The following is a 22,527-nucleotide window of genomic DNA, read 5'->3' as shown; positions in this document are numbered from 1 at the left end:
GCCGCGGTTCCTGGAGCGTCTTATGGTATTGCTTAGGCTGCTAGCTGATATTCTTATCTATACCGCATTTGGACTTATCATTTATTGGTACATGACTAGTGATATAACCGCATTATGGATAGCTATTGGCTGCGCGCTCATTAGTATACTGCTTTTTTGGTTTACAGCAGACATCAAACCCACATCGCGTCGACAGCGTCATGTTGACTGGGATACATGGGATTGGTTTTTCTTTATAGATATAGTAGAGATACCTTTTTATGTCATTGCTTGGCTATTTCGTAGCCTTTGGCGTGTTTTTGATTGAGCCTTTTGGCTTAGATAGTATAGTTTTTATTGCGCTTCTTATTGCACAAGGTAACCTTGCTGTCATAATATAGCAAAGGTTACAATACCATCAGCACTGATATGCCCCTCACTTAATAAAAGAGTTCTTCTATTATGACTTTTGCCACGACTCTACGTCTCAATCTATATGCTGCTACTATTGGCGCGCTGGGCTTGATCGGTTGCTCAAATACGGCAGACACCAATGCAACTGAAGATAGTATAGAGACCAAAAGCCTAGCTATAACCCAAATCGTTGAGCATCCCTCACTTGATGAGATCCGGCGCGGTATATTAGATGAGCTGGCAGAGCAAGGTTATACCGAAGGCGAAAATCTAAACGTCAACTTTCAAAGTGCGCAGGGCAATCTTGCTACCGCTGGACAAATTGCTAAGCAGTTTGCAGGCGATCTGCCAGATGCCATTGTAGCTATCTCTACCCCATCAGCGCAGTCTGTGGTTGCATCGACGACCAGCATTCCTATCATTTATACGGCAATATCTGATCCCCTAGGCGCTAAGCTCATTGATGCTAACAATGTACCTATGCAAGACAATGTTACAGGGTTATCAAGCCAGTTGCCTATCGAGCCGCAGCTTGATCTCATTCAGCAGATTGCCCCTGATGCCAAGACCATAGGTTATGTTTATAGTCCAGGTGAGGCTAACTCAGTTGGCGTCCTAAAGCAGCTCAAAGAAGCAGCACCTGCACGCGGGCTTGATATATTAGAAGTCACTGCTAACCGTCCTACTGATGTCGCTATGGCGACGCGCAGCTTGGGCGGCCGTGTTGATATTATTTATACCTCGCTCGATAATAATGTCGTCTCGGCATTTGAAGCGATGGCAAACGCTGCCAATGAGCTCAAAATACCTGTGATCGCCTCTGATGAATTCAGTGTTGGACGCGGCGCTACAGCAGCGCTGGGCGTTAACGATTACGACTTTGGCCGTACTACAGGCAAGATGGTATATCGCGTATTAAATGGTGAAGCCACTAGCAGTATCACACCTGAGGTCATGAACGAGCTAACCTTGTATGTCAGTCCCAAACATGCCAAGGCGCAAGGCGTGAGTATACCAGCTGCGCTACTCAAAGAGGCTATCAACGTCGATACTCAAACACCAAACACTGACGAGTGATCGCATCGCTTTCATGTTCAAAACCGTTAAAATTCAACACCTTGTATGGATACCCTTTTATTTTTAGGAGTAAGACTTATGTTTAACCCCAATCGTTTTCGTAAAGCTTTTATGTTAGGCGGTCTATGTACTGCTATTTTGACCGGCTGTAATCAAGCACCAACCGATGATCCTGAGACTATCGACGGCGCAGCAGGCGGCGATACGACGCTACCGACCAAGACGGTCTCTATCACCGCTATCGTAGAGCATCCTGCCCTTGATGATGTCCGTAAAGGGGTCATTGATGAGCTGGCTGAACAAGGCTTTACCGAAGGCGAGAACTTAAACGTCAACTTCCAAAGTGCGCAGGGCAATACGGCAACTGCAGGTCAGATTGCCAAACAGTTCGTCGCTGATGAGTCAGACGTCATCGTCGCTATTGGTACGCCATCAGCGCAGTCAGTGGCAGCCGCGACCAGTAGTATTCCGCTAGTGTTCTCAGCAGTAACCGACCCTGTTGAAGCCAAGCTTGTTACTAGTCTTGATGGTTCAGGCACTAACGTTACAGGTGGCTCAGATGCGCTTCCTTATGAGCCGCAAATTGACTTGATGCGTCAGATCATCCCAGGTCTTAAAAACGTCGGTTATGTGTATAGCCCAGGTGAGGTCAATTCAACGATCATCTTAAAGAATCTAAAAGAGAAGCTTGCGCCTATGGGCATCTCGGTACAAGAAGCGCCTGCTGCGCGTAGCAACGATATTGCCATGGCAGCTCGTAGCTTAGAAGGTCGCGTTGATATGATCTATACGTCAACGGACAACAATGTCGTCTCCGCCTATGAGTCGCTGTATCAAGTTGCAAGAGAGAGCAAAATCCCACTTATTGCCTCTGATACTAGCTCTGTTGAGCGCGGCGCAATTGCAGCTCTTGGCGTTGATTACTATAGCTTGGGTCGTGAGACGGGCAAAATCGTTAGCCGTATCTTAAATGGCGAGAGCGCAGGTGATATCCCTGTTTACACTCCGCAAAAGCTTGATTTGTACGTCAGTCCAAAAAATGCTGAGGAACAAGGCGTAACTTTGCCACAAGCGGTTATTGATAATGCTAAAGAAGTGGTAGAATAGTATTTTTAGATAATAAGAGTGCAAACAACCCAGCTAAGCCAGTCAAGATTGGAACTCGCTGGGTTGTTTTTTAAGCGCTCAATGCGCTTTTTTAAGGTTTGAGATACTGACGTTTAAATGACACTTATCTTAAAATGCTACCTGTTTTATAATACCAAGTCCTTTCTTGCAGGTTATTAAATCTGTTTCATTCACCGCCTAGTCGTTGTGACTTGCAGCGCTTTTGACTTATTGATTTCTTATGTCCTTAATTGCCTTTTTCGGTGCGCTTGAGAGTGGTCTTATCTACGGCTTAGTCGCCCTAGGTGTACTCATCTCGTTTCGTACGCTTGATTTTCCTGATTTGACCGCTGACGGTAGCTTTCCGCTTGGTGGCGCTGTCGCCGGTATCTCCATCGTCGCCGGTATCAATCCTTGGATTGCCTGCGCTTTTGGTATGCTTGCAGGATCGGTTGCTGGTATCGTCACCGCCTGGCTACACGTCAAGCTTGGTATCTTGCAATTGCTCGCCAGTATCTTGGTTATGGTTGCACTATACTCAGTCAACTTGCGTATTATGGGCGCGCCGAACCTACCGCTCTTAGGCGAGACGACGGTATTTAGCTCACTTGTGACTAATGACAATGGCTTTTGGATGCGCTGTTTGATCATTGGCGCAGTGGTTTTGGTCGCCAAGTTATTTTTGGACTGGTTCTATAGTACGGAGTCTGGTCTATCGATGCGCGCAACAGGCTCAAACCTGCGTATGGCGCAAGCGCAAGGCATCAATACCTCATGGATGACCATCATCGGTATGGCAATCTCTAATGGCTTAATTGCCCTAGCAGGTGCGCTATTTGTGCAGACGCAAGGCGGCGCTGATATCTCTATAGGTATCGGTACTATCGTTATCGGCCTAGCTGCGGTCATCATTGGTGAGACAATAATCCCTGCTAAGCGTATTTGGCTCATTACCTTTGCCGTTATCGTCGGTGCAGTACTTTATAAGCTATTTATTCAAGTCGCTTTATCAAGTGACACGCTACGGAGTATCGGCTTTGGTCCGCAGGATCTCAACCTGATTACTGCTCTACTCGTGGTATTGGCGCTGGTACTACCTAAGGCCAAAACTCAGCTTTTGTCGCGTAAGCTAAAAGTTTAACGCTCGCTTATATTATTAGACATGTTTGATTATCTAATACGCCCTACAAGATGCGTGATCAGCAAACATAAGGAATCACGATTATGATGCAAGCAAATGATTTACGCTTGACCTTTAATCCAGGCACCCCTATCGAAAACCCAGCACTACGCGGTATTGATCTAAATATTGCAGATGGCGAGTTTGTCACTGTTATCGGTACGAATGGCGCGGGTAAATCGACGTTTTTGAACGCCGTTAGCGGTACCACTCGCGTCGATAGCGGCTCTATCTTGTTAAATGGTATCGATGTTACCAAAAAAAGTGCACATGAGCGCGCGCATTGGGTCGCTCGCGTCTTTCAAGATCCGATGGCAGGCACGTGTGAGGCATTGACGATTGAAGAGAACATGGCGCTCGCTTATAAGCGCGGCGGCAAACGTGGTTTGAGTTTTGCTCTTAACCCAAATAATCGCGATCTATTTCGTGAAAAGTTATCGGTGCTAAAGCTTGGTTTAGAGAATCGTTTGACCGATCGTATGGGTCTGCTCTCAGGAGGTCAGCGTCAGGCAGTCAGCTTGCTTATGGCATCCTTGCAACCCTCCAAAATCCTTTTGCTTGATGAGCACACCGCAGCCCTTGATCCTAAGACTGCCGCTTTTGTTTTAGAGCTCACAGACAAGATCGTCACTGACAATAATCTGACGACAATGATGGTCACCCACTCTATGCAGCAAGCATTAGCACATGGCACGCGTACGGTTATGCTACACCAAGGTCAAGTGGTACTCGATGTGGCTGGCGATATTCGTCGCGGCATGACGGTTCATGATTTACTCGACATGTTTGAGCAAACGCGCGGCGAAAAGGTTGACGATGATAGCCTAATCTTGAGTTAACACCGCAGCTCATTAGCTACCCTAAACATTACTCTAAAACCCTCAAGGATTAAAAATCTTTGCGGGTTTTTTGTGTCCACAACCTCTATTACAAATATGACTCTACAGTCATTTAATTTAAGGTTCATCGGTCAATAGGTTACTCTTACGACGCAAATGAGTTACAAACATTTAACATAGCTAAAACATATCGCAAGTTTATCATCTGCTTTGCTTACCAATACGTATCGAGCCTCTAAGTTAAATACTTATGTTCTGTTAGCTCATATCTGCTCTACAAAGCCATTCTTCTCTGCAAAGTCATATGGTACAGGCCGCTTAACCACTACTCTATATCTGCTCTCTATAGCTTATGCTTTATTCATAAATAGACGCCTATATAGAGTAGTCTCTATCATTTTTCGTATTACAGATAACTAGGGCTATAGGTCTTACTATAAGCAGTAACTTGTGGGCTCTTTAGCTTTGTAAGCTTTGTAAGCTTTGTAAGCTTTGCAGATAATGTGATTTTGCATATGTAATAACTACTATTTTATCCTAACAATTGCGAGGTATAAGTTTGAAAACTGAGTCATTGTTTCAATTCTCATCGTTGACCGTCATTTTGTTACTGCTGGCGTTTTATGGTGGTACTTATTTATTATCTTTACTCATTAAAAAAGACAAAGAATCAACCTCCGGCTTTATGGTCGCAGGTCACGGCGTTGGATTCGGTATGGGCGCAGCCAGCATGACCGCCACTTGGATCTGGGCGGCGTCATTTTATGCAGCGGCCACCTCTGGCTATAAATACGGCGTATCAGGTCCCATACATTACGGATTTTGGGGCGCACTGATGATTTTGTTCATCTACCCCTTTGGTATGCGCTTTCGTGAACTTGCGCCCAACGGTCACACGTTAGGCGAGCTTATTCACGCCCGTCATGGCTCATCAAGCCAATTAATTTTAGCCATATCCAACATTATGGGCAGCTTAATTAGCTTGATGGTCAACTTTACCGCCGCGGGCGCGCTAGTATCTGTATTATCGCCATTGTCGTTTCAAACTGGGGTAATCATCGCAGGCGTGGGCGTACTCAGTTATACCTTAACCTCTGGATTTCGCGCCTCAGTCTTTACTGACTTTGCGCAATTAGTTGCCTTGATGGCGATCGGTGTGGTCATTATTCCCGCCGTCTTGTTCTCTATGGGCGGCCCTGAGGTTATGGTAAGTGGTTTATCTAATTTGACTTTAGAGCAGCAAGACTTCTTTTCCTCTGAAGCCTTTTTGCAACAGGGCGCACCTTTTTTCGTTGCTGTCTTGGCTTATGCTATCGGTAATCAGACGATTACTCAGCGCCTGTTTGCGATTGACAAAACCAAGATCAAAGCGACCTTTGTTACCGCTACTGTCGGCTACGCAGGTATCGTTATTGGCCTAGGTATGATAGGTCTTATGGCACTCACTATCGGTGTCGAGCCTCTCGATGGCAATATGAACAACTTGATTCCGCAAATGGTCAGTATGTACTTGCATCCGGTCTTTATTGCCTTGTTCTTTATCTTGGTCATAGGGTCGTTATCCTCGACTGCGGATTCTGATTTGTCGGCGCTATCGACTATTATGATGGCTGATGTCTATGGTAAAAACATCGCCAAAAAAGGCGGCGTGAAACCCAAAACCATGATGCTCGTTGGTCGTGGCACGATGATTGTCGCGACGGCAGCAGGACTGATATTTGCAAGCTTTAAGCTTGATATTTTAGTCATGCTCGTATTTGTCGGCGCACTATGGGGCGCGGTTGTATTCCCTGTTATCGCTAGCGTGTACTGGAATCGCGTGACCAATACTGCCTTTACTGCCGCGGTACTAGTAGCACTGTTATTCTTCTGTATTGCCCGTTTTGAGCTGGTCTCTATTACTGGATTTACCGCTCTATTCTTCGAAGTTATGGCAAGCGTCGGTGCAGCTGTCGTTATTGGATTGATGGTTTTTGGTTTCTTAGGTCGCAAGATTGGCCTCGTCGCCGCTGCCGTCACTTTTATCTTGATGCTGATATTTGCAACAGGGTTTTTGCGTGATTATATGGTACTACTCGCCTCTTTAACGGCTTATGGTGTCAGCGCTGTTGTTTGTATCATCATTAGCTTGATGAGTAATGAGCGTTTTGACTTTGATCTCATCAAACAGCGCGTTGGTGATTATGATAAAAAAGCCAAAGTGCAACCAGTACCAAAGATTTAATACAAAATGACGGTTAGAGTATGAGTGCTAGTCATTTATGTCATAGCCGTTATTCATCAGCAAACAGGAGAAGACAGTATGGATAGCACTTTTATCTATGGACTTTATATTTTGATCTGGCCTGCGATAACACTCGGGGTACTAGTACTTATATGCACTGCAACCTATCGTGATATCAAAAAAGCTCAGCGCAATAATAAAGATATTATCTAACGAGTCTAGTCAAACGCTAGGCGCTGCTTTAATAGTAGGTTGTTATTAAACAGTTACTCACAGATGATTGACAAATAACAGGCCTTTAGCCAAAAAATAGCTTGTAATTTAAATTAGTTTTGCTAATATAGTGACCCTTGGCTGGGTAGCACAGTGGTTATGCAGCGGATTGCAAATCCGTAGACGCCGGTTCGATTCCGACCCCAGCCTCCATTTATTTTGCTCACTGTTTATAAGATTTGCGTTAATTTTGGCTTGCATTCTTAATATAACGGCTTATAATAGCGAGCACTTATCTAGTCATCAGATGGTCTATCAACTGATTGACGTATTAGATAATACAAGTTTTGCCCGGGTGGTGAAATTGGTAGACACAAGGGATTTAAAATCCCTCGCTAGCAATAGCGTGCCGGTTCAAGTCCGGCTCCGGGTACCATTATAGCAGTACTAAAAACACCGCAAATCGTTATGATTTGCGGTGTTTTTTTTATGTGTAAGCTATCAAAATGTTCGGTTTAAACGTCATATAGTGAGTCCTAAATAAAAAGAGTGCAGCTTTTACGGCGTGCTACTGGTATAAATTTTCTTTGCTTGCTGTGCGACTCCGTCACTCCAGATGCTGCACAAAATTCATCCCAGTAGCACTGTATTTATTTTATAGTGGATCGACTATATTAAGAGGCAATTAAACCAATAGTATATCTGCTCTGTCTAAACCACTTTATGCTTCTTAAAGTTCTCAGCCTGCTCGAATATCTCCTTGTAGACCTCTTTTGAATCCACAGGGGGATAGCCCCACGCGTCGAGCAATACCATCAAGTCAAACTGTAGCTCCGCTTTGATGTCATCACGCTTGTTCCAATCGGTGTATTTAGCCTTCTCATCGATGAGCTTTTTTACCTCTTTTGACAGCGCCACCAGCTTATCTTCTGGATAGGTAAAGTCATACTTATGCGCCAGTGATAGCAGAATGTCATAAAAGGCTTTTTCTTCAAAGTTGATACCCATCTCGCCAAAGGACGCCATCTCTGCGCGCAGCTCGTTATACATTTTTATAATCTCATCGGAGAAGTCGCTAATCACCTTTGGTTGTAGCACATCTTGCTCATCACGATCGTTATATTTTTCGATCAAAGCATTCATCTGTTTACTAAAATCAACGCCCTTTACCTTGTTGGTTTTTTTCAGCTCACCAATAGCTTTTGCCAGTAGCTGTTGTAGTAGCTCAAGCTTGGTATTAGGCTGCTTGATCGCCTCAAGCTTGGCTAGATAATCTTCATCGAAGATGTCAATCGCGCCATCTGAACCATCATCACCCAGCTTAAAGATCTCTTCTACCCCATCACTCATCAGCGCGTCTTTTACCAGATCACGCACCTTTTGATTCATCTGTTCGGTATCGGGTGCGCCGCCAGTGGTGATTTTGAAGATGATGGTACGTATAGCTAGGTAGTAATGAATCTTGTCCTTGTGCGCCTTTGTGAGCGCCTCACTACCCACGCAAATGTCATAGGCAGACTTTAGGCGACGGGCTAAATCCATAAAGCGTTTTTCTAGCTTTTTAGATTGCAGGGCAAAGTCAGCTGCTGCGTTTAAGCAGTTGAGCTGCTCTAGTGGCGTGCCGTTGAAGTAAGAATAAGAGTCAAATTTATGATAGACGGTATCAAGCAAGCTCAAGTGATCTTTGACCACCACCACTGACTTTTGGATGTCCTCGAGGTTTTGTACCTGACCGCCAGTGTAATGCGAGAGCGCCAGATTCATCTGCTTTTTGATGCCGATATAATCAACGACTAAGCCGCTCTCTTTGCCTTCAAACTTACGGTTGACCCGTGAGATGGTCTGAATCAGGCTGTGCTTTTGCAGCGGTTTATCAATGTAGATGGTATCGAGAAAGGGCACGTCAAAGCCTGTGAGCCACATATCGACGACGATGGCGATTTTAAAGTTCGATTTGCCGTTTTTAAACTGACGATCCAGCTCTTTGCGATAGTCTTTATTACCCAGATTATCCCACAGCTTTTTGGGATCATCTGGACTGCGGGTCATAATCATCTTGACTCGCTCCATGGGTTTGACCTTTTTCTTCTCGCTATCTGATAAGATTGAGCCTTCCTCGCATGCTCGCACCTCATCCCATTCAGGACGCAGCGCTATGATGTCTTTATAGAGCTGATAGGCGGCCACTCGGCTACTACAGACGAACATCGCCTTGCCCTTTTGGGTGGTGCCCTCGCTTACTCGCGCTTCATAATGCTGCACAAAGTCCTCGGCGATAGCTCTGATGCGGTCAGGATCACCCAAGATGGTCGACATACTCGCCATGGCTTTTTTGCTCTTGTCGACCTGATACTCATTTGCGCCCGACTCTACGCTATGGGTATAGTATTTTTCGACTTCATCAAGCTGTTTGCTATCAAGTAGCACTTTGGCGGCGCGACCTTCATAGACGATACGCACGGTGATCTCATCAAATACCGACTCGACCATGGTGTAGCTGTCGATGACTGGGCCAAAGACATCTAAGGTGGCGTCAATCGGTGTGCCTGTGAAGCCAACGTAAGTGGCATTGGGCAATGAGTCATGTAAGTATTTGGCAAAGCCGTAAGACTTCTTTACGCCATCCTCACTCACGGTGATTTTTTGCTGGAGATTGATTTGACTACGGTGCGCTTCATCTGAGATACAGATGACGTTGGTTCGCTCTGTGAGTAGGGCTAGGTCTTCGGTGAACTTATGAATAGTGGTGAGGAACACGCCACCACTCTTGCGATCTTTTAGCTTCTCTTGTAGCTCAGCACGACTCTCGACACTGGTGATGTTCTCATCGCCGATATAGGTTTTGGCATTGGTAAAGGTTTTGGATAACTGATCATCTAAGTCAGTACGGTCCGTGATTAAAATAATAGTTGGGCTACCCAGCGCCGCGTCTTTCATCAGCAAACGCGTGAGAAATAGCATAGTGTAGCTCTTACCACAGCCCGTCGCGCCAAAGTACGTCCCGCCCTTGCCATCGCGTACAGCATCGCTCTCATCAACCTTGCCGTTTGCATCTAGCACTTTCATATGGCGCTTAATATTATCAAACAGTTTGGTGGTCGCATAATACTGCGGATAACGACAAACGATTTTGTCGTCCTTGATAGAGGTGTCAGGTACATAGATAAAGTTGCGAATGACATCAAGCAGGCGCGCCTTATCAAATAAGCCGCTGATCATGGTCAGTAGTGAGTCGATACCGTCTTTCTCTAACTTCTCAACGCCTGTGACTTTACGCCAAGAGTAGTAAAACTCGTAAGGTGCAAAGAAAGAGCCCATCTTTGAGTTGACCCCATCGCTAATCACGCATAGCGCGTTATATTTAAACAGCTCTGGGATATCGCGCTGATAGCTTTTGGTTAGCTGAGTGTAAGCATTAGACAAAGTGGCGTCTTCACGAATGCTGCTCTTAAATTCAAACACCAACAGTGGTAAGCCGTTGATATAGAGAATGGCGTCGGGAATACGGGTCTCAAAGCCTTGTATCGCCATTTGGCTGACGATGCGATAGCGGTTGTTATCGAGTGCCTCATAATCGATCAGCTGGATGTATAAGTCTTTTTGGGTATGGTCTTCGCGCTTGAGTAAAAATCCATCAGCAATCCATTTCATAACGGCTTTATTGGTGTCGTACAGATCGGATGCAGGCAGGTAGTCGAGCTTATGGATGATGGCGTCAATCTCATAGTCAGTGATTGAGTCGGCTTGATAACGAGTGGCGAGAAACGCACGAAGATCGGACTTGATGAGCACGTCATCAGGATTACGGCCAGTCTCAAGACTAAGTGCCGCGCCTACGCTGTGCGGATAGCCCTCGGCTGCTAGTAGCTCGATAATGGCTTGTTCAAGTCGGTCTTCGGTGAATTTCAATAGGATATCCTTTTTAATATTTTGGTGCGTGAAACGACACCCTACCAAAACATCTTAAACCTGAATCATGCGTAGGGTGATTTCCAAGCACTGTTTATAATTTGAAACCTACCTTAAACTCGTGTCAGGTGTAGGGTGCTTTCTAAGCACCGTTTATAATTCGAAAATATTGTCGATGGTGCGTGGAACGCACCCTACAAGAACATCTTAAACCTGAATCACCCTACAGAATACTGTTTATAATTCGAAATATCGCCAATGGTACATTGGATATTATCCTACAAAAAACATCTTATTCTAAATTATTAGCAAATTTTGTTGGAAGTTCGATGACCTCTTTTCCCCAATCCACTGGATAGTAACCCTCTTTTACATAACGGTGAAAGCTAGAATATTGCCAATCACTTACCCTTTTAACCAGTCCATGTTTGACAGGATTGTAGTGCAAATAATTCATATGATTTATAAAATCCTCTTCGCTATGAATTTGATGTTCATAAAAGCGGCGCTGCCACAATCCCTTCTCGTTTCTATTAACCTTTGAAGTACTTAAGTCATCTGATGCCAGATGATATTGCGGGCAAGCCCTTGTTGTAAGGCGCTTTATACGTGACCAGCATTGACTATAGTTAGTATCCTCGTCTGTCATCTGCCAAATACAATGTAAATGATCAGGCAACTGTACCCATGCCAAAATTTCAAAAGGATATTGCTGCTGAACTGTTTTTATACTTGCTTTAAAGGCTTTCAAAAAGTCATCTTTACAAAATATTGGCCGTCTTTCATACGCAACCAATGTAAAAAAGTAGGTCGCGCCTTTAGTGTATGAGCGTATATATTGTGGCACTATTTTATAACCTATTTAGAATTTACATTTAAAACATTCATAAACTCAAATCTTGCGTAAGGTGCTTTTTAAGCACCGTTTATTTATTAGACTTTAGTGGTGCGTGAAACGACACCCTACAGAACCATCTTAAACCTGAATCACACGTAGGGTGCTTTCCAAGCACCGTTCATCATTCAAAACTTCGCCAATAGTGCGTGGAACGACACCTTACCAAACCATATTAAAATTGAATCACACGTAGGGTGCTTTCCAAGCACCATTTGTGTTTGTAAATCCTGCCAATGGTGCGTGGAACGACACCTTACCAAACCATATTAAACCTGAATCACACGTAAGGTGCTTTTTAAGCACCGTTTATTTGTTAGACTTTAGTGGTGCGTGAAACGACACCCTACAGAACCATCTTAAACCTGAATTACGCGTAGGGTGCTTTCCAAGCACCGTTTGTGGTTCATAATTTCGCCAATGGTGCGTGGAACGACACTCTACAAAATCATCTTTAACTCGAATCACACGTAGGGTGCTTTCCAAGCACCGTTTGTGGTTCATAATTTTGCCAATGGTGCGTGGAACGACACTCTACAAAATCATCTTTAACTCGAATCACACGTAGGGTGCTTTCCAAGCAACGTTCATCATTCAAAACTTCGCCAATAGTGCGTGGAACGACACCTTACCAAACCATATTAAAATTGAATCACACGTAGGGTGCTTTCCAAGCACCGTTTGTGGTTCATAATCTCGCCAATGGTGCTTAAAAAGCACCCTACAACGTATCAGAAATACGCAACTCACCTGACATTAACTTAGGTAGAAGGGTATCGCGGAGTTTGGAGAGGGTTTCATTTTCTTCGGCTGTACTTCTTAGCTTTTCATAAAATGGGTTTATAATAGCTGTAAATCTTTCATTAATTTTGCTACCTGAGTTTAAAAAAGGAATTCTGTTCATATTACCTTGATTAATTTTTAACTGAACAGCACCAGTTATATAAGCTGTTAGGTTTTGAGATTGCATAAATAACATTAAATGTTCTGTGCCAACTCCATTTTTTCCTTGCAAAACATGGGCATGGTTATTAACCCATGTTTTACCCCAAATGTATTGCACAAAAGGGCTGCCATCTTCTTTTATTACAGAACCATCCTCACCAATAAGTAAGTAAATATCATCAAAAATCCATTCATTGATATAATCCATGACTGATGTAGCGCCATGATAAGGAATAACGCCAGGCTTTTTATCTTCTCTTTGTTTTTTGGATAAAGGAACTCTTAATCTATCAAAACATATCGAAACGTCACCAAAACTCTCAACCACCCACCCCTTCGGAATCCAACCCATTTCCTCAGTAAACTCAAACTCATCAGGGAATAAACCTTGAATATCTGAATGGTCTTTTTTCTCAATCGCTTTTCGCTGCTCGGCACGTTCGATAAACTCATCAGGGATAGCATTACCAGCCGCGAGCGCATTATCAATAACAGGATCAAAATCAACAAACCAGCTTTTAAACAGTGCCTGCGCCATCGCTTCTAGCGTTTCGTTCATTTGGCGGTTAAGTTCGATTTTGTCGTCTAAAGAACCGAGGATATGAGCAATGGCTTTTTGTTCTTTGAATGAAGGAAATTTGAGCACTACTTTACGCAGTTCAGACTGCTTTATTCCTTTGACTGTAGTACCAGTGCCCCTACCATCAAGTTGATGTTGTACATATTCAGAAATCATTAAATACTTTAAGAAAGTATTATCTAAGATATCTTTTTTACCACGTAGAGTAATTACTCTTTGGGCTAATGCGATCTTTCGTCCATCTAATTGAGCAATTTCACCCAAAGGAGCTTCTGTAGTCATCACTACATCACCTTCATTAGGAATGCCTCGCCTCATCCAAGTATCGTAATCATCCTCAGATATAAACTCATTAACTGTTTCAATCCTTCCTCTCTTAATTATTTTTGCAGTAATAAGAGGGATTCCTGAATCAGTTTTTTTAGGAGTTTTTCCTCGATAATCAATAATAGCATCCATCGATTCTTCTAAAGTTAGCTCACACCAATCACTCGCCATAACCCAAACCCTCCAAATTCTGACGAATGGTTGCATCTAGTTTTTGTGACTCTTGCATTTGTGCATACAGCGTTTGACTTAGCTCTAGCATTTTTGTCTCAAACGGGATGCCATCATCCTCAATCGCTGCCGCGCCCACATAACGCCCCGGAGTCAATACATAGTCATTGGCTTTGATATCTGCTAGGCTTGCCGATTTACAATAGCCTGCCTCATCGCTATAGGCGTCATAACCACCTGCTTCTACCTCACCGCGCCACGCGTGATAAGTATTAGCAATGGTCTCGATATCATCGTTGCTGAATTCTTTATGAGTGCGATCAATCATACTACCGATAGCACGCGCATCGATGAATAGTGTCTCACCGCTACGATTACGCAGCCCACGTGCTTTGCTATCAGCGGAGGTGGCGGCTTTGTCTTTACTGATAAACCATAAGCACACCGGAATCTGCGTGGTATAAAACAGCTGACCGGGTAGCGCAATCATACAATCGATGAGATCGTTCTCGATAATCTGCTCGCGTATCTCGCCCTCACCGCTAGTGGTCGTCGACATCGAACCATTGGCCAGTACGAAACCTGCTGTACCGTGCTCAGACAATTTAGATATCATGTGCAATATCCACGCATAGTTGGCATTGCCCGTCGGCGGCGTTGGATAACCTGCCCAGCGTGGATCATCGACCAGCTCATCAGCGGCGCGCCAGTCCTTTTGGTTAAAGGGCGGATTGGCCATGATGAAGTCGGCTTTTAGGTCTTCGTGCTGATCTTTAAAGAAAGTATCGGCCGCCACATCACCCAAGTTGCTAGCGATACCGCGAATGGCAAGGTTCATCTTCGCCAGTTTGTATGTCGTGCTAGTATATTCTTGCCCATAGATAGAGACGTCTTTGGTATTGCCGTGATGACTCTCGATGAACTTGATGGACTGCACGAACATACCGCCCGAGCCGCAGCACGGATCGTAGATTTTGCCTTGATACGGCTCTAGCATTTCTGCAATCAGATTGACCACAGATTTGGGCGTATAGAACTCACCGCCACCTTTGCCTTCAGTGGCGGCAAACTTACCTAAGAAATACTCATAGACGCGACCGACGGTGTCCTCTTCAGGATTCCCGATGGTATCGATGTTATTGACTACATCGATCAGCGCGGCAAGCTTACTGGCGGTTAGACCCAAACGCGAAAAGTAGTTGTCAGGCAATGCGCCTTTGAGCGAGGGATTGGTCTTCTCTATCGTGCTAAGCGCCGTGTCGATCTTGAGGGCGATGTCTTCTTGCTTGGCGTTTTGCTGGATGAACTGCCAACGGCTCTCCTCTGGCAAATAAAACACGTTGTCTTTGGTATAGGCTTGCACCATGTCGATATGCTTCTCAAAGCCTGTATCAATGAGGGTTTGGCGCTGCTGCTCGAAAGTATCACTGATGAACTTGAGAAATATTAGGCTTAAGACGATATGCTTATACTCTGAGGATTCGACGCTACCGCGCAATTTGTTGGCAGCATCCCAAAGCGCTTCTTCAAAATTACCCTTGTCTGTTTTATCTTTTTTGCTTACTGGTGTTTTAGCCATGTTTTTTAGTTCTCTGTGTTTTGATACTTAATCACGCAACAAGCGCGTGATTAGCCATGCAAGAAAGGAATTTATTATGTGCTAACAATTTTAGCGAGATTGTACTTTTAAGCAAGTTTATCTACCAACTTATTTTTGGGGTTTGGCTGTAGACCTACTAAGCCCACAACCCCTCAGCGCTGATAGCATCAGCCTCAATAGTGGGATAATCTGAGAACCTAAGTTGATAGCCGCCAACTGTATTTGGGCGAATAGTACAATTCGCTCCCAATGGAAAGCTATGTTTTTGCGCGATATGTCCAAAGGTCATACCACTATAGATAGGCAGACCTGTGAGCTTGTGCAGCTGACGCACTACTGTGGCGACGTCATAGCGCTTATCGTAGCTATCCTCGCCAGTCCCTGTAAGTGAGCCAAAGACAATCGCCTGCTGATCCTGAAATACACCTGCTAGGTACAAATCATAGAGCATACGCTCAATGCGATAAGGCTGCTCGCCGACGTCCTCTAAGAACACAATACCGCCATCGATACGCGGCAGATACGCGCTACCTGCTAGCGATGACACCACACTCAGATTGCCGCCCCATATCGTACCTGTCATCGCCTGACTATCCTTGGTTGCCAAAATAGCAGGCAGATTGTCGCCAGTGAGCGCCGCACTATTGATCTCTATGCTCAGATTTGGATCGCTAAGCGCTTGGGCGAACTGACGGCAGCTGACTTGATCTGGCGTTATTTTGCCAAACTCGCTATAGAGCATAGGCGCGGCAAGCGAGCTCATAGCGCCTTGTGCCAGTAGTGCGCACTGAATGGCGGTCACATCGCTAAAGCCTGCTAGTATCGTACCGCGCTCTGTCATGATACGTCCTAATGTCGCCCAGTCGATCATAGGCAGCATGCGCATGGCCCCGTAGCCACCGCGCACGCCAAGGAGCAATTTGGGCGCGGCTATCGCCCCTGTAGCGATGTTCTGTAAGTCGCCGGCGCGCTGCGAGTCCGTACCAGCAAAACGCAAATACTGGCGGCTAACGATACTAGGATTATCCACTCTAAACCCAGCGCAAGCCAAACGCTGGAGTCCCAATGCATTGCGCTCATCACTACCGCCGACGTTGGAGCTGGCAAATAGCCGCGTCTCGATAGTAGGCGTAATACAAGTAGGCGGCGCGAATGCTGATGACACAGGGTCACGGGCAACTGTCCTTGGCAAATCATCCTTGGTTAGCGGACTACTATCAAAACCATCAAGCGCTAGTGTGCTTGCTACACTTGGCTTTGCCAGCATACCAATGCTTGCACCTGCGCCTAAACGCTGTAAAAACTGGCGACGGTTTAGTCTTGATAAGATAGTAACCATTGATATACCTTTTAATAATTTGACTGATGCTAGGGCGTGTTTGATAATTCACAAATACGCACTGACAGAGACTATTTTTTAGTCGATTCAAAGATAAAAATAGTAAGTTTAGTCATTCTAAGCGTCTATTTTTATCAAAGGAGCGGCAAAAAAGAGTCCTGTCCTTTCAGGCTGATGCTAAAATTGCCCCCCAGCTCTATATAAGCAGTGTGTTGCAAGTCTAGCTAAGGTCTAGACATTATCTTTAACTTGCGCCATGTCTGGAACACAGCTTTGATAAACTAGCAGCGATCAGCAGTGCCATGGTTGAATGTTCAACACGCCTTAGTTATCTAAATAGATACTAAGAACGTCTTTTACAAAAGCGTAACGCGTACTCAGTCTTTATTTTTGACCTCGCATTATAACGCAGCTCAAAGCGGTAGAATCAGTTGCCACATTTAATTTATCACAACAAAACGATACACAGTCACTCATAGTCTTATTTGGATGCACTCACGACTCTTGCTATAGTAAGGAGCGCCTGACATACAATAACTAACGACCAAAATTAAGGATATAAAAATGGCTGACAAAGAAAAAGACAAAGACAATAAAAATCTCATCGACAATATGAAGCTTATCTTAGGTAAAGAAGATAAATTAAATGATCAACTTGAGAACGGTCGCGGCCTTGAGCGTTACGCCAAGGATTTGCTCCTTTTGCTAAGCCTAGTAAAAGACTACTATCAAGGCAATTATCGCGATATTCCCTACAAGACCATATCAGCAGCAGTGGTTGGCCTACTCTATGTCCTAAACCCTATCGATATCATTCCAGACTTTATACCGTTTATCGGTCAGATCGATGATGCACTGGTACTCAAGTTTTGTCTCAAGCTGATGGAAAAGGATCTGCTAAAGTACAAAACTTGGAAAGATGAGCAGACAGCAGCCAAAGATGGTGACAAACCATCAGAGACTACGGATGAAAAGGCGCAGAATAAAGACAAGGACAAAAAGAAATCCGCTAAAGAGTCAAAATAACTCGCTCACCATAGCTATCAGGTAGTACTTGTAGCAAAAACACGCTCAATGAGAGACTCATTAACCGTGTTTTTATTTACTCGCTTAATCGCGCTAATCGTCTCAAACTTGTCCTAGTCTGGAACGTCATAATTGGCTTTTTCTGGATTAAGACCAAATGAGTAGACAAAGGTGGCAACGAGACTGTTGACTATAATAAAAGGCAGATCAAGAGCGACATGCCCAAGGATATAGCGCCCCAGCATCCACGACACAATTAGCATAACAATAAAGAAGCCAGCCAGATAACCCAAAATCGCTGGATGTTTTAGGTGATAAGGCTGCTCAGGGTTTTTGTCAAGCAAATAAAGTCGAACCGCCCAGCCTGCTGCATAAGATAGGCCGCCCAACACCACATAACCCAAAAAATTCATATTTTTAACTCAATTAATCGTTTTTGATTGACAAGATTTACCTATTCTATCAAGCGATATCAAATGCTTTCGTTCACATTATCAATGACGATATCGGCATGCGGATTAGCCAAAATATCGGTATTGATATCATCGCACTCGACGCGGTAGATGGTATTAGCGCCGCGGTAGATGTAGGATAGATATTCGCTGTCAAGTAGCGGGTCGATATTAGCATAGACAGGCTTGACATGGGCGAGTACCAGCACTCTATCAGGACGCGCGATGAGGGCATCGACATTGTCAGGGTCAATAGAAAAATAGGTCGGTATTTCACTGTTATCGAGCACCTCTAAAGGCTCAGGATCATCCCAAACTCGCCCGCTACTGGCAGGCTCTTTCATTTGCATCACGCGCATCCCATCAATCTCGCTCACCTTTATTTGAGCAGGCTCATCATGGCTGACCGTATAGCAGCCGTCAAATACAGACAAGTTAGGTGACGCGGTAGCTACTACGCCATCTGCCGTGGTGTCGTTGCTACAACCTATAAACACTAAGGCACTACTCACAACCAAGACAACTTTACATGCTGCTAATCGGTGACGTCTAACGGTTTGAAGTAATGACATGCTAGGGTTTTCCTAAATAATGAGGTAGAAGCGATGCAATGCGCGTTTGCGATAATTTTAGCAAAAAAATAAATCTGGTTTTGTTGTGATATGTGGTTTTAGGAGTTTATTGCTGACAGTCGCCCCTATCGACGACGTATTTGCTATAATCAAAGGCATAAATCTCACAGCTATTATTTGCTAAAATACGCTCGATACTGGTTTTTTATCTGCGTCTAAGACCCTACGCAATCCTCTATTTTTATCTTAATTCATTGAGTTTTTATGTCAGACAATCCATCTTTATCAGTCGCCCCTAACCCTTTAGACGCCAAACTAGATACTACAGTTGCCTACACTGACGGCGCTTGTAAAGGTAATCCTGGCGCTGGTGGTTGGGGCGCACACCTTATATTTAGCGATGGACGTACGCAGGATTTATATGGCGGCGCTGATGCGACGACCAATAATCGTATGGAGCTTATGGGCGCGATCAAGGCGCTTGAGCATAGTCCAAAGGCGCAAAAGATTGAGATTTGGACTGACTCTAGTTATGTTCAAAAAGGCATAACAGAGTGGATTGAGGGCTGGAAAAAGCGGGGCTGGAAAACGGCAAGCAAAAAACCTGTTGCCAACCAAGATCTGTGGCAATTGCTAGATGAGAATTGTCAGAACCGTAAGGTCGCTTGGCACTGGGTCAAGGGTCATGCCGGTCACGCGGGTAATGAGAAAGCGGATGAGCTGGCAAACCTCGGTGTCACCTCTAGTCATGAGCCGCCTCGCCAGTCATTAGCACCTGATATAGATAAAAAAAAAGCGCAAATAATGCCTGATGACGACTGGATCAATTTAGATCCTTTAGGTTTTAATATGATGGATGAGCTGAATGAACAAGAGCCAGACTTGCCTAATACTCAGCCAAATACTACTGCTACTACGAGTACTAAGATGACAAACCCTGATAATCAAACCGGCGATATGCCTACAACTGACAGCGCAGCTCCCAAGTTTGATGGCGATACCAGCCGCGCCAATCCACACTTTCGTCCTTTGCTTCCAAAGCCCATCCATCGTCATGAGACTGATCGCCAGCTCATCATGGATACAGAGACCACAGGGCTTGAGGCATTGGGTGGCGACCGTATTATTGAGGTCGGTATTGTTGAGATGGTGGCGCGCAAGTTTACGGGTGAAAAACTTCACGTCTATATCAATCCGCAGCGCGGCATGGATGAAGAGGTTATCCGTATCCATGGTATCTCAGAGGCGTTTTTGACCGACAAACCCACCTTTGATCAAGTCGCAAAAGATCTTTATGACTTTATGGATGGTGCTGAGATTATCGCTCACAACGCCTCATTCGATATGAACTTTTTGAATATGGAGTTTGCCAAAGTAGGCTTGTCAGACTTCGCCGAGCGCGTACAAGTGACTGACTCTCTATTGATGGCAAAGCAGCAATACCCTGGACAAAAAAACACTCTAGATGCACTCGTACGTCGCTTAAATGTCGGTAAGCAAGACCGTACCTTTCACGGGGCACTGCTAGATTCTGAAATCCTAGCGGAAGTCTATCTAGCGATGACCGGGGGTCAGGTTACGCTCGCTATTGAAGAGGACATCCAGACAGATGGCGGACAAGCGGCGCATGCGAATTTTTCTGAATTGGCATCCTTGCTATTAGCATCAAGCTTAGATGAGGATGCCAATCAGCACTGGTTTGCCTCTTTGGCAGATAAACATCCTGAAATAAAAGCTCAGATATCGCAATAAACGCCCCAAAAAGATAACAGCTTGCACGTATCACAGACAGATGTAATGATAAGCTGCTGAGCGGATGCTCATAGACACAAAGCTTGATTTGCATTATTGTAGAACTCATTTATGGCAGCCTTGTCTACCCTCTCTTGCTATCGGCACTACACGGAATAACAATTATGAGCCAGTCTGAGCAAATAAAACTACTCGCCCCAAGCTTAAGTGTGACCAATTTTAATCTGCCATCTCTGCATCTGTTATATGATGAGATTATTGCCACATTGACTCAGGTTGAGAGGCATTTAACTGAGTTTAACGATCATCATGATCAAGCGCCGTTATTGCTAGACTCCGTGGAAGCGCTTGAGCAATTGTCTTGCGTCTTTGAGCTGATCTCTTTGGCAGGTGGACAAGTCCTTAGCGCTGCTATCGCGCAAGGATTGCAGCGGATCCATGATAACACTGAGCAAAACGATACTGCACTCATTATGGACTTATCAGAGGCCATCATGACGCTTGATCGTTATGTTGAATTTGTACTATTAACAGAGACGGTAGAGCCTACGTTATTATTACCTATTATCAACAAGTTGCGCGCCCACAGCGGCGCTGATCCCATAGCGTCTGACTACTTTAGTGCCTTTGGTAATAGTAGCGTCACTATCGCCAATCCTGAACAAAACTTTCAGGTATTAGATACTCTAAATCTCGACAGCGAGCTTTTGACCTATGCTTATCGTAGCGGTCTTGGTGTGGCTTTATTACATCAAGCAGGTCAATTGACGCCAGAAGATGAGCAAAAGCTTAACGCTATGAGTGATGCATGCGATTTGATCGCCGCTCATACCGATAGCTTATTTTGGCAAGCCGCCTCGGCCGCGGTCACTGATCTTGCGGCTATTATGCCTTTGAGTTTGGATCAAAAACATACGCTTATTTATCTAGAGCAGCAGTTTTATGGCTACTTGCCGGCGATGGATAAGCGGTTTGCTGATTTGGTCAGTTTTGCCTGTAAGCGCGATAACGCTAAAGTAGAAGCGCTGCGCAAACAATACGCGCGCAACCGACTCCAAGAGCCGCAACTTGAGCAAATGCGCAAGTTCTTATTCGGTCCTAATCGCGCGCTGGTTGATAGCCTCAATAGTATTATCCAAGATCAAATCAATGCTATCAAAAAACAAGTCGATGATTATGCGCGTGCCAACCTAGCAGCCACTCGTCCATCGCATCAGATAACGACCACGCAAATTACCGATGATCTGCGCGCTTTGAGCTCAGCGCTACGTTTGCTTGGTTTATCGGATGCAGCGGATAGTTTAGATGAGGCCGCAGCAGCTACTGCAAACTGGCAAAACCCTGAGCCCAAGGATTTCGATCATCTATTATTAGCGCTAGTGCAGGCTGAGAACGCTATGATAGCGATGGCTGAGATGCACACGCCTGGAGCGGTGTATCTGCCTTTGAATAATCCTCGTATCTCTTTGCATCAGCTCAACTCTGCTTACAATACTCTGGTTCAAGAGAGTCGCCGTAGTATCGCTAGTGCTGAGCAATCGATTACAGATTACTTAGCAGACAACGCGCGCGAGCTGTCCCTTATTGAGACCCTGCCGACGTCTTTAAAACAAGTCGCCGGTGCGGTCCGTTTTTTGCAGTTGCCCGCCTCTGCTAGTATGCTCAATCAATTGGTCATTTATTTAGAGGAGCGTATAGCGCAGGGAGTAGCGATAGAGGATCAAACGCTTGCCCATATCGCTGATGTGATTATGGCCGTAGACTATCATCTCGATGGATTTGAGCATAACAGACCACAAAATAAGCAAGCTCTTGATGTGGGTCAGTATAGTTTGAGTCAATTGTTTGCTGCGTGATGCTCTTTTAAACTGACTCGTTAAAGGCGACTGGCTGCTAGGCTTCATAGTGATGCTAGGCTCCATAGTG

Annotated in this window: 17 protein-coding genes and 2 tRNA genes; 12 read left to right on the top strand and 7 right to left on the bottom strand. The window is 44.8% G+C overall.

Annotated elements, in window-relative coordinates:
• Nucleotides 1-22: 22 nt before the first annotated feature.
• The 9 genes from ACTXGE_RS03090 (at nt 23) to ACTXGE_RS03050 (ending at nt 7,469) form a co-directional block, all read left to right on the top strand.
• Complete coding sequence (locus ACTXGE_RS03090) at nt 23-307, top strand: hypothetical protein (protein WP_443541867.1); 285 nt, start codon at nt 23-25, stop codon at nt 305-307.
• A 134-nt stretch (nt 308-441) separates the two neighbouring features.
• The gene (locus tag ACTXGE_RS03085; protein ID WP_443541869.1) at nt 442-1,470 is read left to right on the top strand and encodes an ABC transporter substrate-binding protein; all 1,029 of its coding nucleotides are present in this window, start codon (nt 442-444) and stop codon (nt 1,468-1,470) included.
• Between the two features lie 78 nt (nt 1,471-1,548).
• Nucleotides 1,549-2,577, top strand: a complete 1,029-nt coding sequence (locus ACTXGE_RS03080; protein WP_317200383.1) for an ABC transporter substrate-binding protein — start codon at nt 1,549-1,551, stop codon at nt 2,575-2,577.
• Between the two features lie 241 nt (nt 2,578-2,818).
• Complete coding sequence (locus ACTXGE_RS03075; RefSeq protein ID WP_443541871.1) at nt 2,819-3,718, top strand: ABC transporter permease; 900 nt, start codon at nt 2,819-2,821, stop codon at nt 3,716-3,718.
• An 83-nt stretch (nt 3,719-3,801) separates the two neighbouring features.
• The gene (locus tag ACTXGE_RS03070; protein WP_317200385.1) at nt 3,802-4,596 is read left to right on the top strand and encodes an ABC transporter ATP-binding protein; all 795 of its coding nucleotides are present in this window, start codon (nt 3,802-3,804) and stop codon (nt 4,594-4,596) included.
• 574 nt (nt 4,597-5,170) lie between these two features.
• On the top strand, nt 5,171-6,820 hold the full coding sequence (locus tag ACTXGE_RS03065; protein WP_443541948.1) for a sodium:solute symporter family protein: 1,650 nt from the start codon (nt 5,171-5,173) through the stop codon (nt 6,818-6,820).
• A 78-nt stretch (nt 6,821-6,898) separates the two neighbouring features.
• The gene (locus ACTXGE_RS03060; RefSeq protein WP_443560270.1) at nt 6,899-7,033 is read left to right on the top strand and encodes a putative transporter small subunit; all 135 of its coding nucleotides are present in this window, start codon (nt 6,899-6,901) and stop codon (nt 7,031-7,033) included.
• A gap of 139 nt (nt 7,034-7,172) precedes the next feature.
• Nucleotides 7,173-7,246: transfer RNA gene (locus ACTXGE_RS03055), tRNA-Cys, on the top strand.
• A gap of 136 nt (nt 7,247-7,382) precedes the next feature.
• Nucleotides 7,383-7,469 (top strand) — tRNA-Leu (locus tag ACTXGE_RS03050).
• 275 nt (nt 7,470-7,744) lie between these two features.
• On the opposite strand, the gene ACTXGE_RS03045 is transcribed toward ACTXGE_RS03050, so the two are convergent.
• The 5 genes from ACTXGE_RS03045 to ACTXGE_RS03025 all read right to left on the bottom strand — a co-directional run bounded on the left by ACTXGE_RS03045 (nt 7,745) and on the right by ACTXGE_RS03025 (nt 16,799).
• The gene (locus ACTXGE_RS03045; RefSeq protein WP_443541874.1) at nt 7,745-10,942 is read right to left on the bottom strand and encodes a type I restriction endonuclease subunit R; all 3,198 of its coding nucleotides are present in this window, start codon (nt 10,940-10,942) and stop codon (nt 7,745-7,747) included.
• A 292-nt stretch (nt 10,943-11,234) separates the two neighbouring features.
• Nucleotides 11,235-11,789: an REP-associated tyrosine transposase gene (locus tag ACTXGE_RS03040; RefSeq protein ID WP_443541876.1), complete on the bottom strand. Its 555-nt coding sequence runs from the start codon at nt 11,787-11,789 to the stop codon at nt 11,235-11,237.
• Nucleotides 11,790-12,558: 769 nt separating this feature from the next.
• A complete protein-coding gene (locus tag ACTXGE_RS03035) occupies nt 12,559-13,860 on the bottom strand; it encodes a restriction endonuclease subunit S (RefSeq protein WP_443541877.1) in 1,302 nt (433 codons plus the stop codon).
• Nucleotides 13,850-15,439 (bottom strand): class I SAM-dependent DNA methyltransferase, encoded by a 1,590-nt coding sequence (locus ACTXGE_RS03030; protein WP_443541879.1) that lies wholly within the window; start codon nt 15,437-15,439, stop codon nt 13,850-13,852. Before ACTXGE_RS03030 ends, ACTXGE_RS03035 begins: the two co-directional genes overlap by 11 nt.
• Nucleotides 15,440-15,596: 157 nt before the next feature.
• Complete coding sequence (locus ACTXGE_RS03025) at nt 15,597-16,799, bottom strand: LD-carboxypeptidase (protein ID WP_443541880.1); 1,203 nt, start codon at nt 16,797-16,799, stop codon at nt 15,597-15,599.
• A gap of 564 nt (nt 16,800-17,363) precedes the next feature.
• Between ACTXGE_RS03025 and ACTXGE_RS03020 the strand changes: the two genes are divergently transcribed.
• Nucleotides 17,364-17,825, top strand: a complete 462-nt coding sequence (locus ACTXGE_RS03020; RefSeq protein WP_317198474.1) for a YkvA family protein — start codon at nt 17,364-17,366, stop codon at nt 17,823-17,825.
• 113 nt (nt 17,826-17,938) lie between these two features.
• Here ACTXGE_RS03020 and ACTXGE_RS03015 read toward each other — a convergent pair whose 3' ends face one another.
• Together ACTXGE_RS03015 and ACTXGE_RS03010 are read right to left on the bottom strand one after the other, a co-directional pair.
• Nucleotides 17,939-18,238: a hypothetical protein gene (locus ACTXGE_RS03015; RefSeq protein ID WP_317198475.1), complete on the bottom strand. Its 300-nt coding sequence runs from the start codon at nt 18,236-18,238 to the stop codon at nt 17,939-17,941.
• A gap of 59 nt (nt 18,239-18,297) precedes the next feature.
• Nucleotides 18,298-18,849, bottom strand: coding sequence for a hypothetical protein (locus ACTXGE_RS03010; RefSeq protein WP_443541882.1), 552 nt, complete (start codon nt 18,847-18,849; stop codon nt 18,298-18,300).
• Between the two features lie 264 nt (nt 18,850-19,113).
• Between ACTXGE_RS03010 and dnaQ the strand changes: the two genes are divergently transcribed.
• Nucleotides 19,114-20,601, top strand: coding sequence for a DNA polymerase III subunit epsilon (dnaQ, locus tag ACTXGE_RS03005; protein ID WP_443541883.1), 1,488 nt, complete (start codon nt 19,114-19,116; stop codon nt 20,599-20,601).
• 164 nt (nt 20,602-20,765) lie between these two features.
• On the top strand, nt 20,766-22,457 hold the full coding sequence (locus ACTXGE_RS03000; RefSeq protein WP_443541884.1) for a hypothetical protein: 1,692 nt from the start codon (nt 20,766-20,768) through the stop codon (nt 22,455-22,457).
• Nucleotides 22,458-22,527 lie beyond the last annotated feature (70 nt).

It is taken from the genome of Psychrobacter sp. T6-4, assembly GCF_052258425.1.
Lineage (GTDB): Bacteria > Pseudomonadota > Gammaproteobacteria > Pseudomonadales > Moraxellaceae > Psychrobacter.
This window is presented reverse-complemented; position numbering and strand designations above follow the sequence as displayed.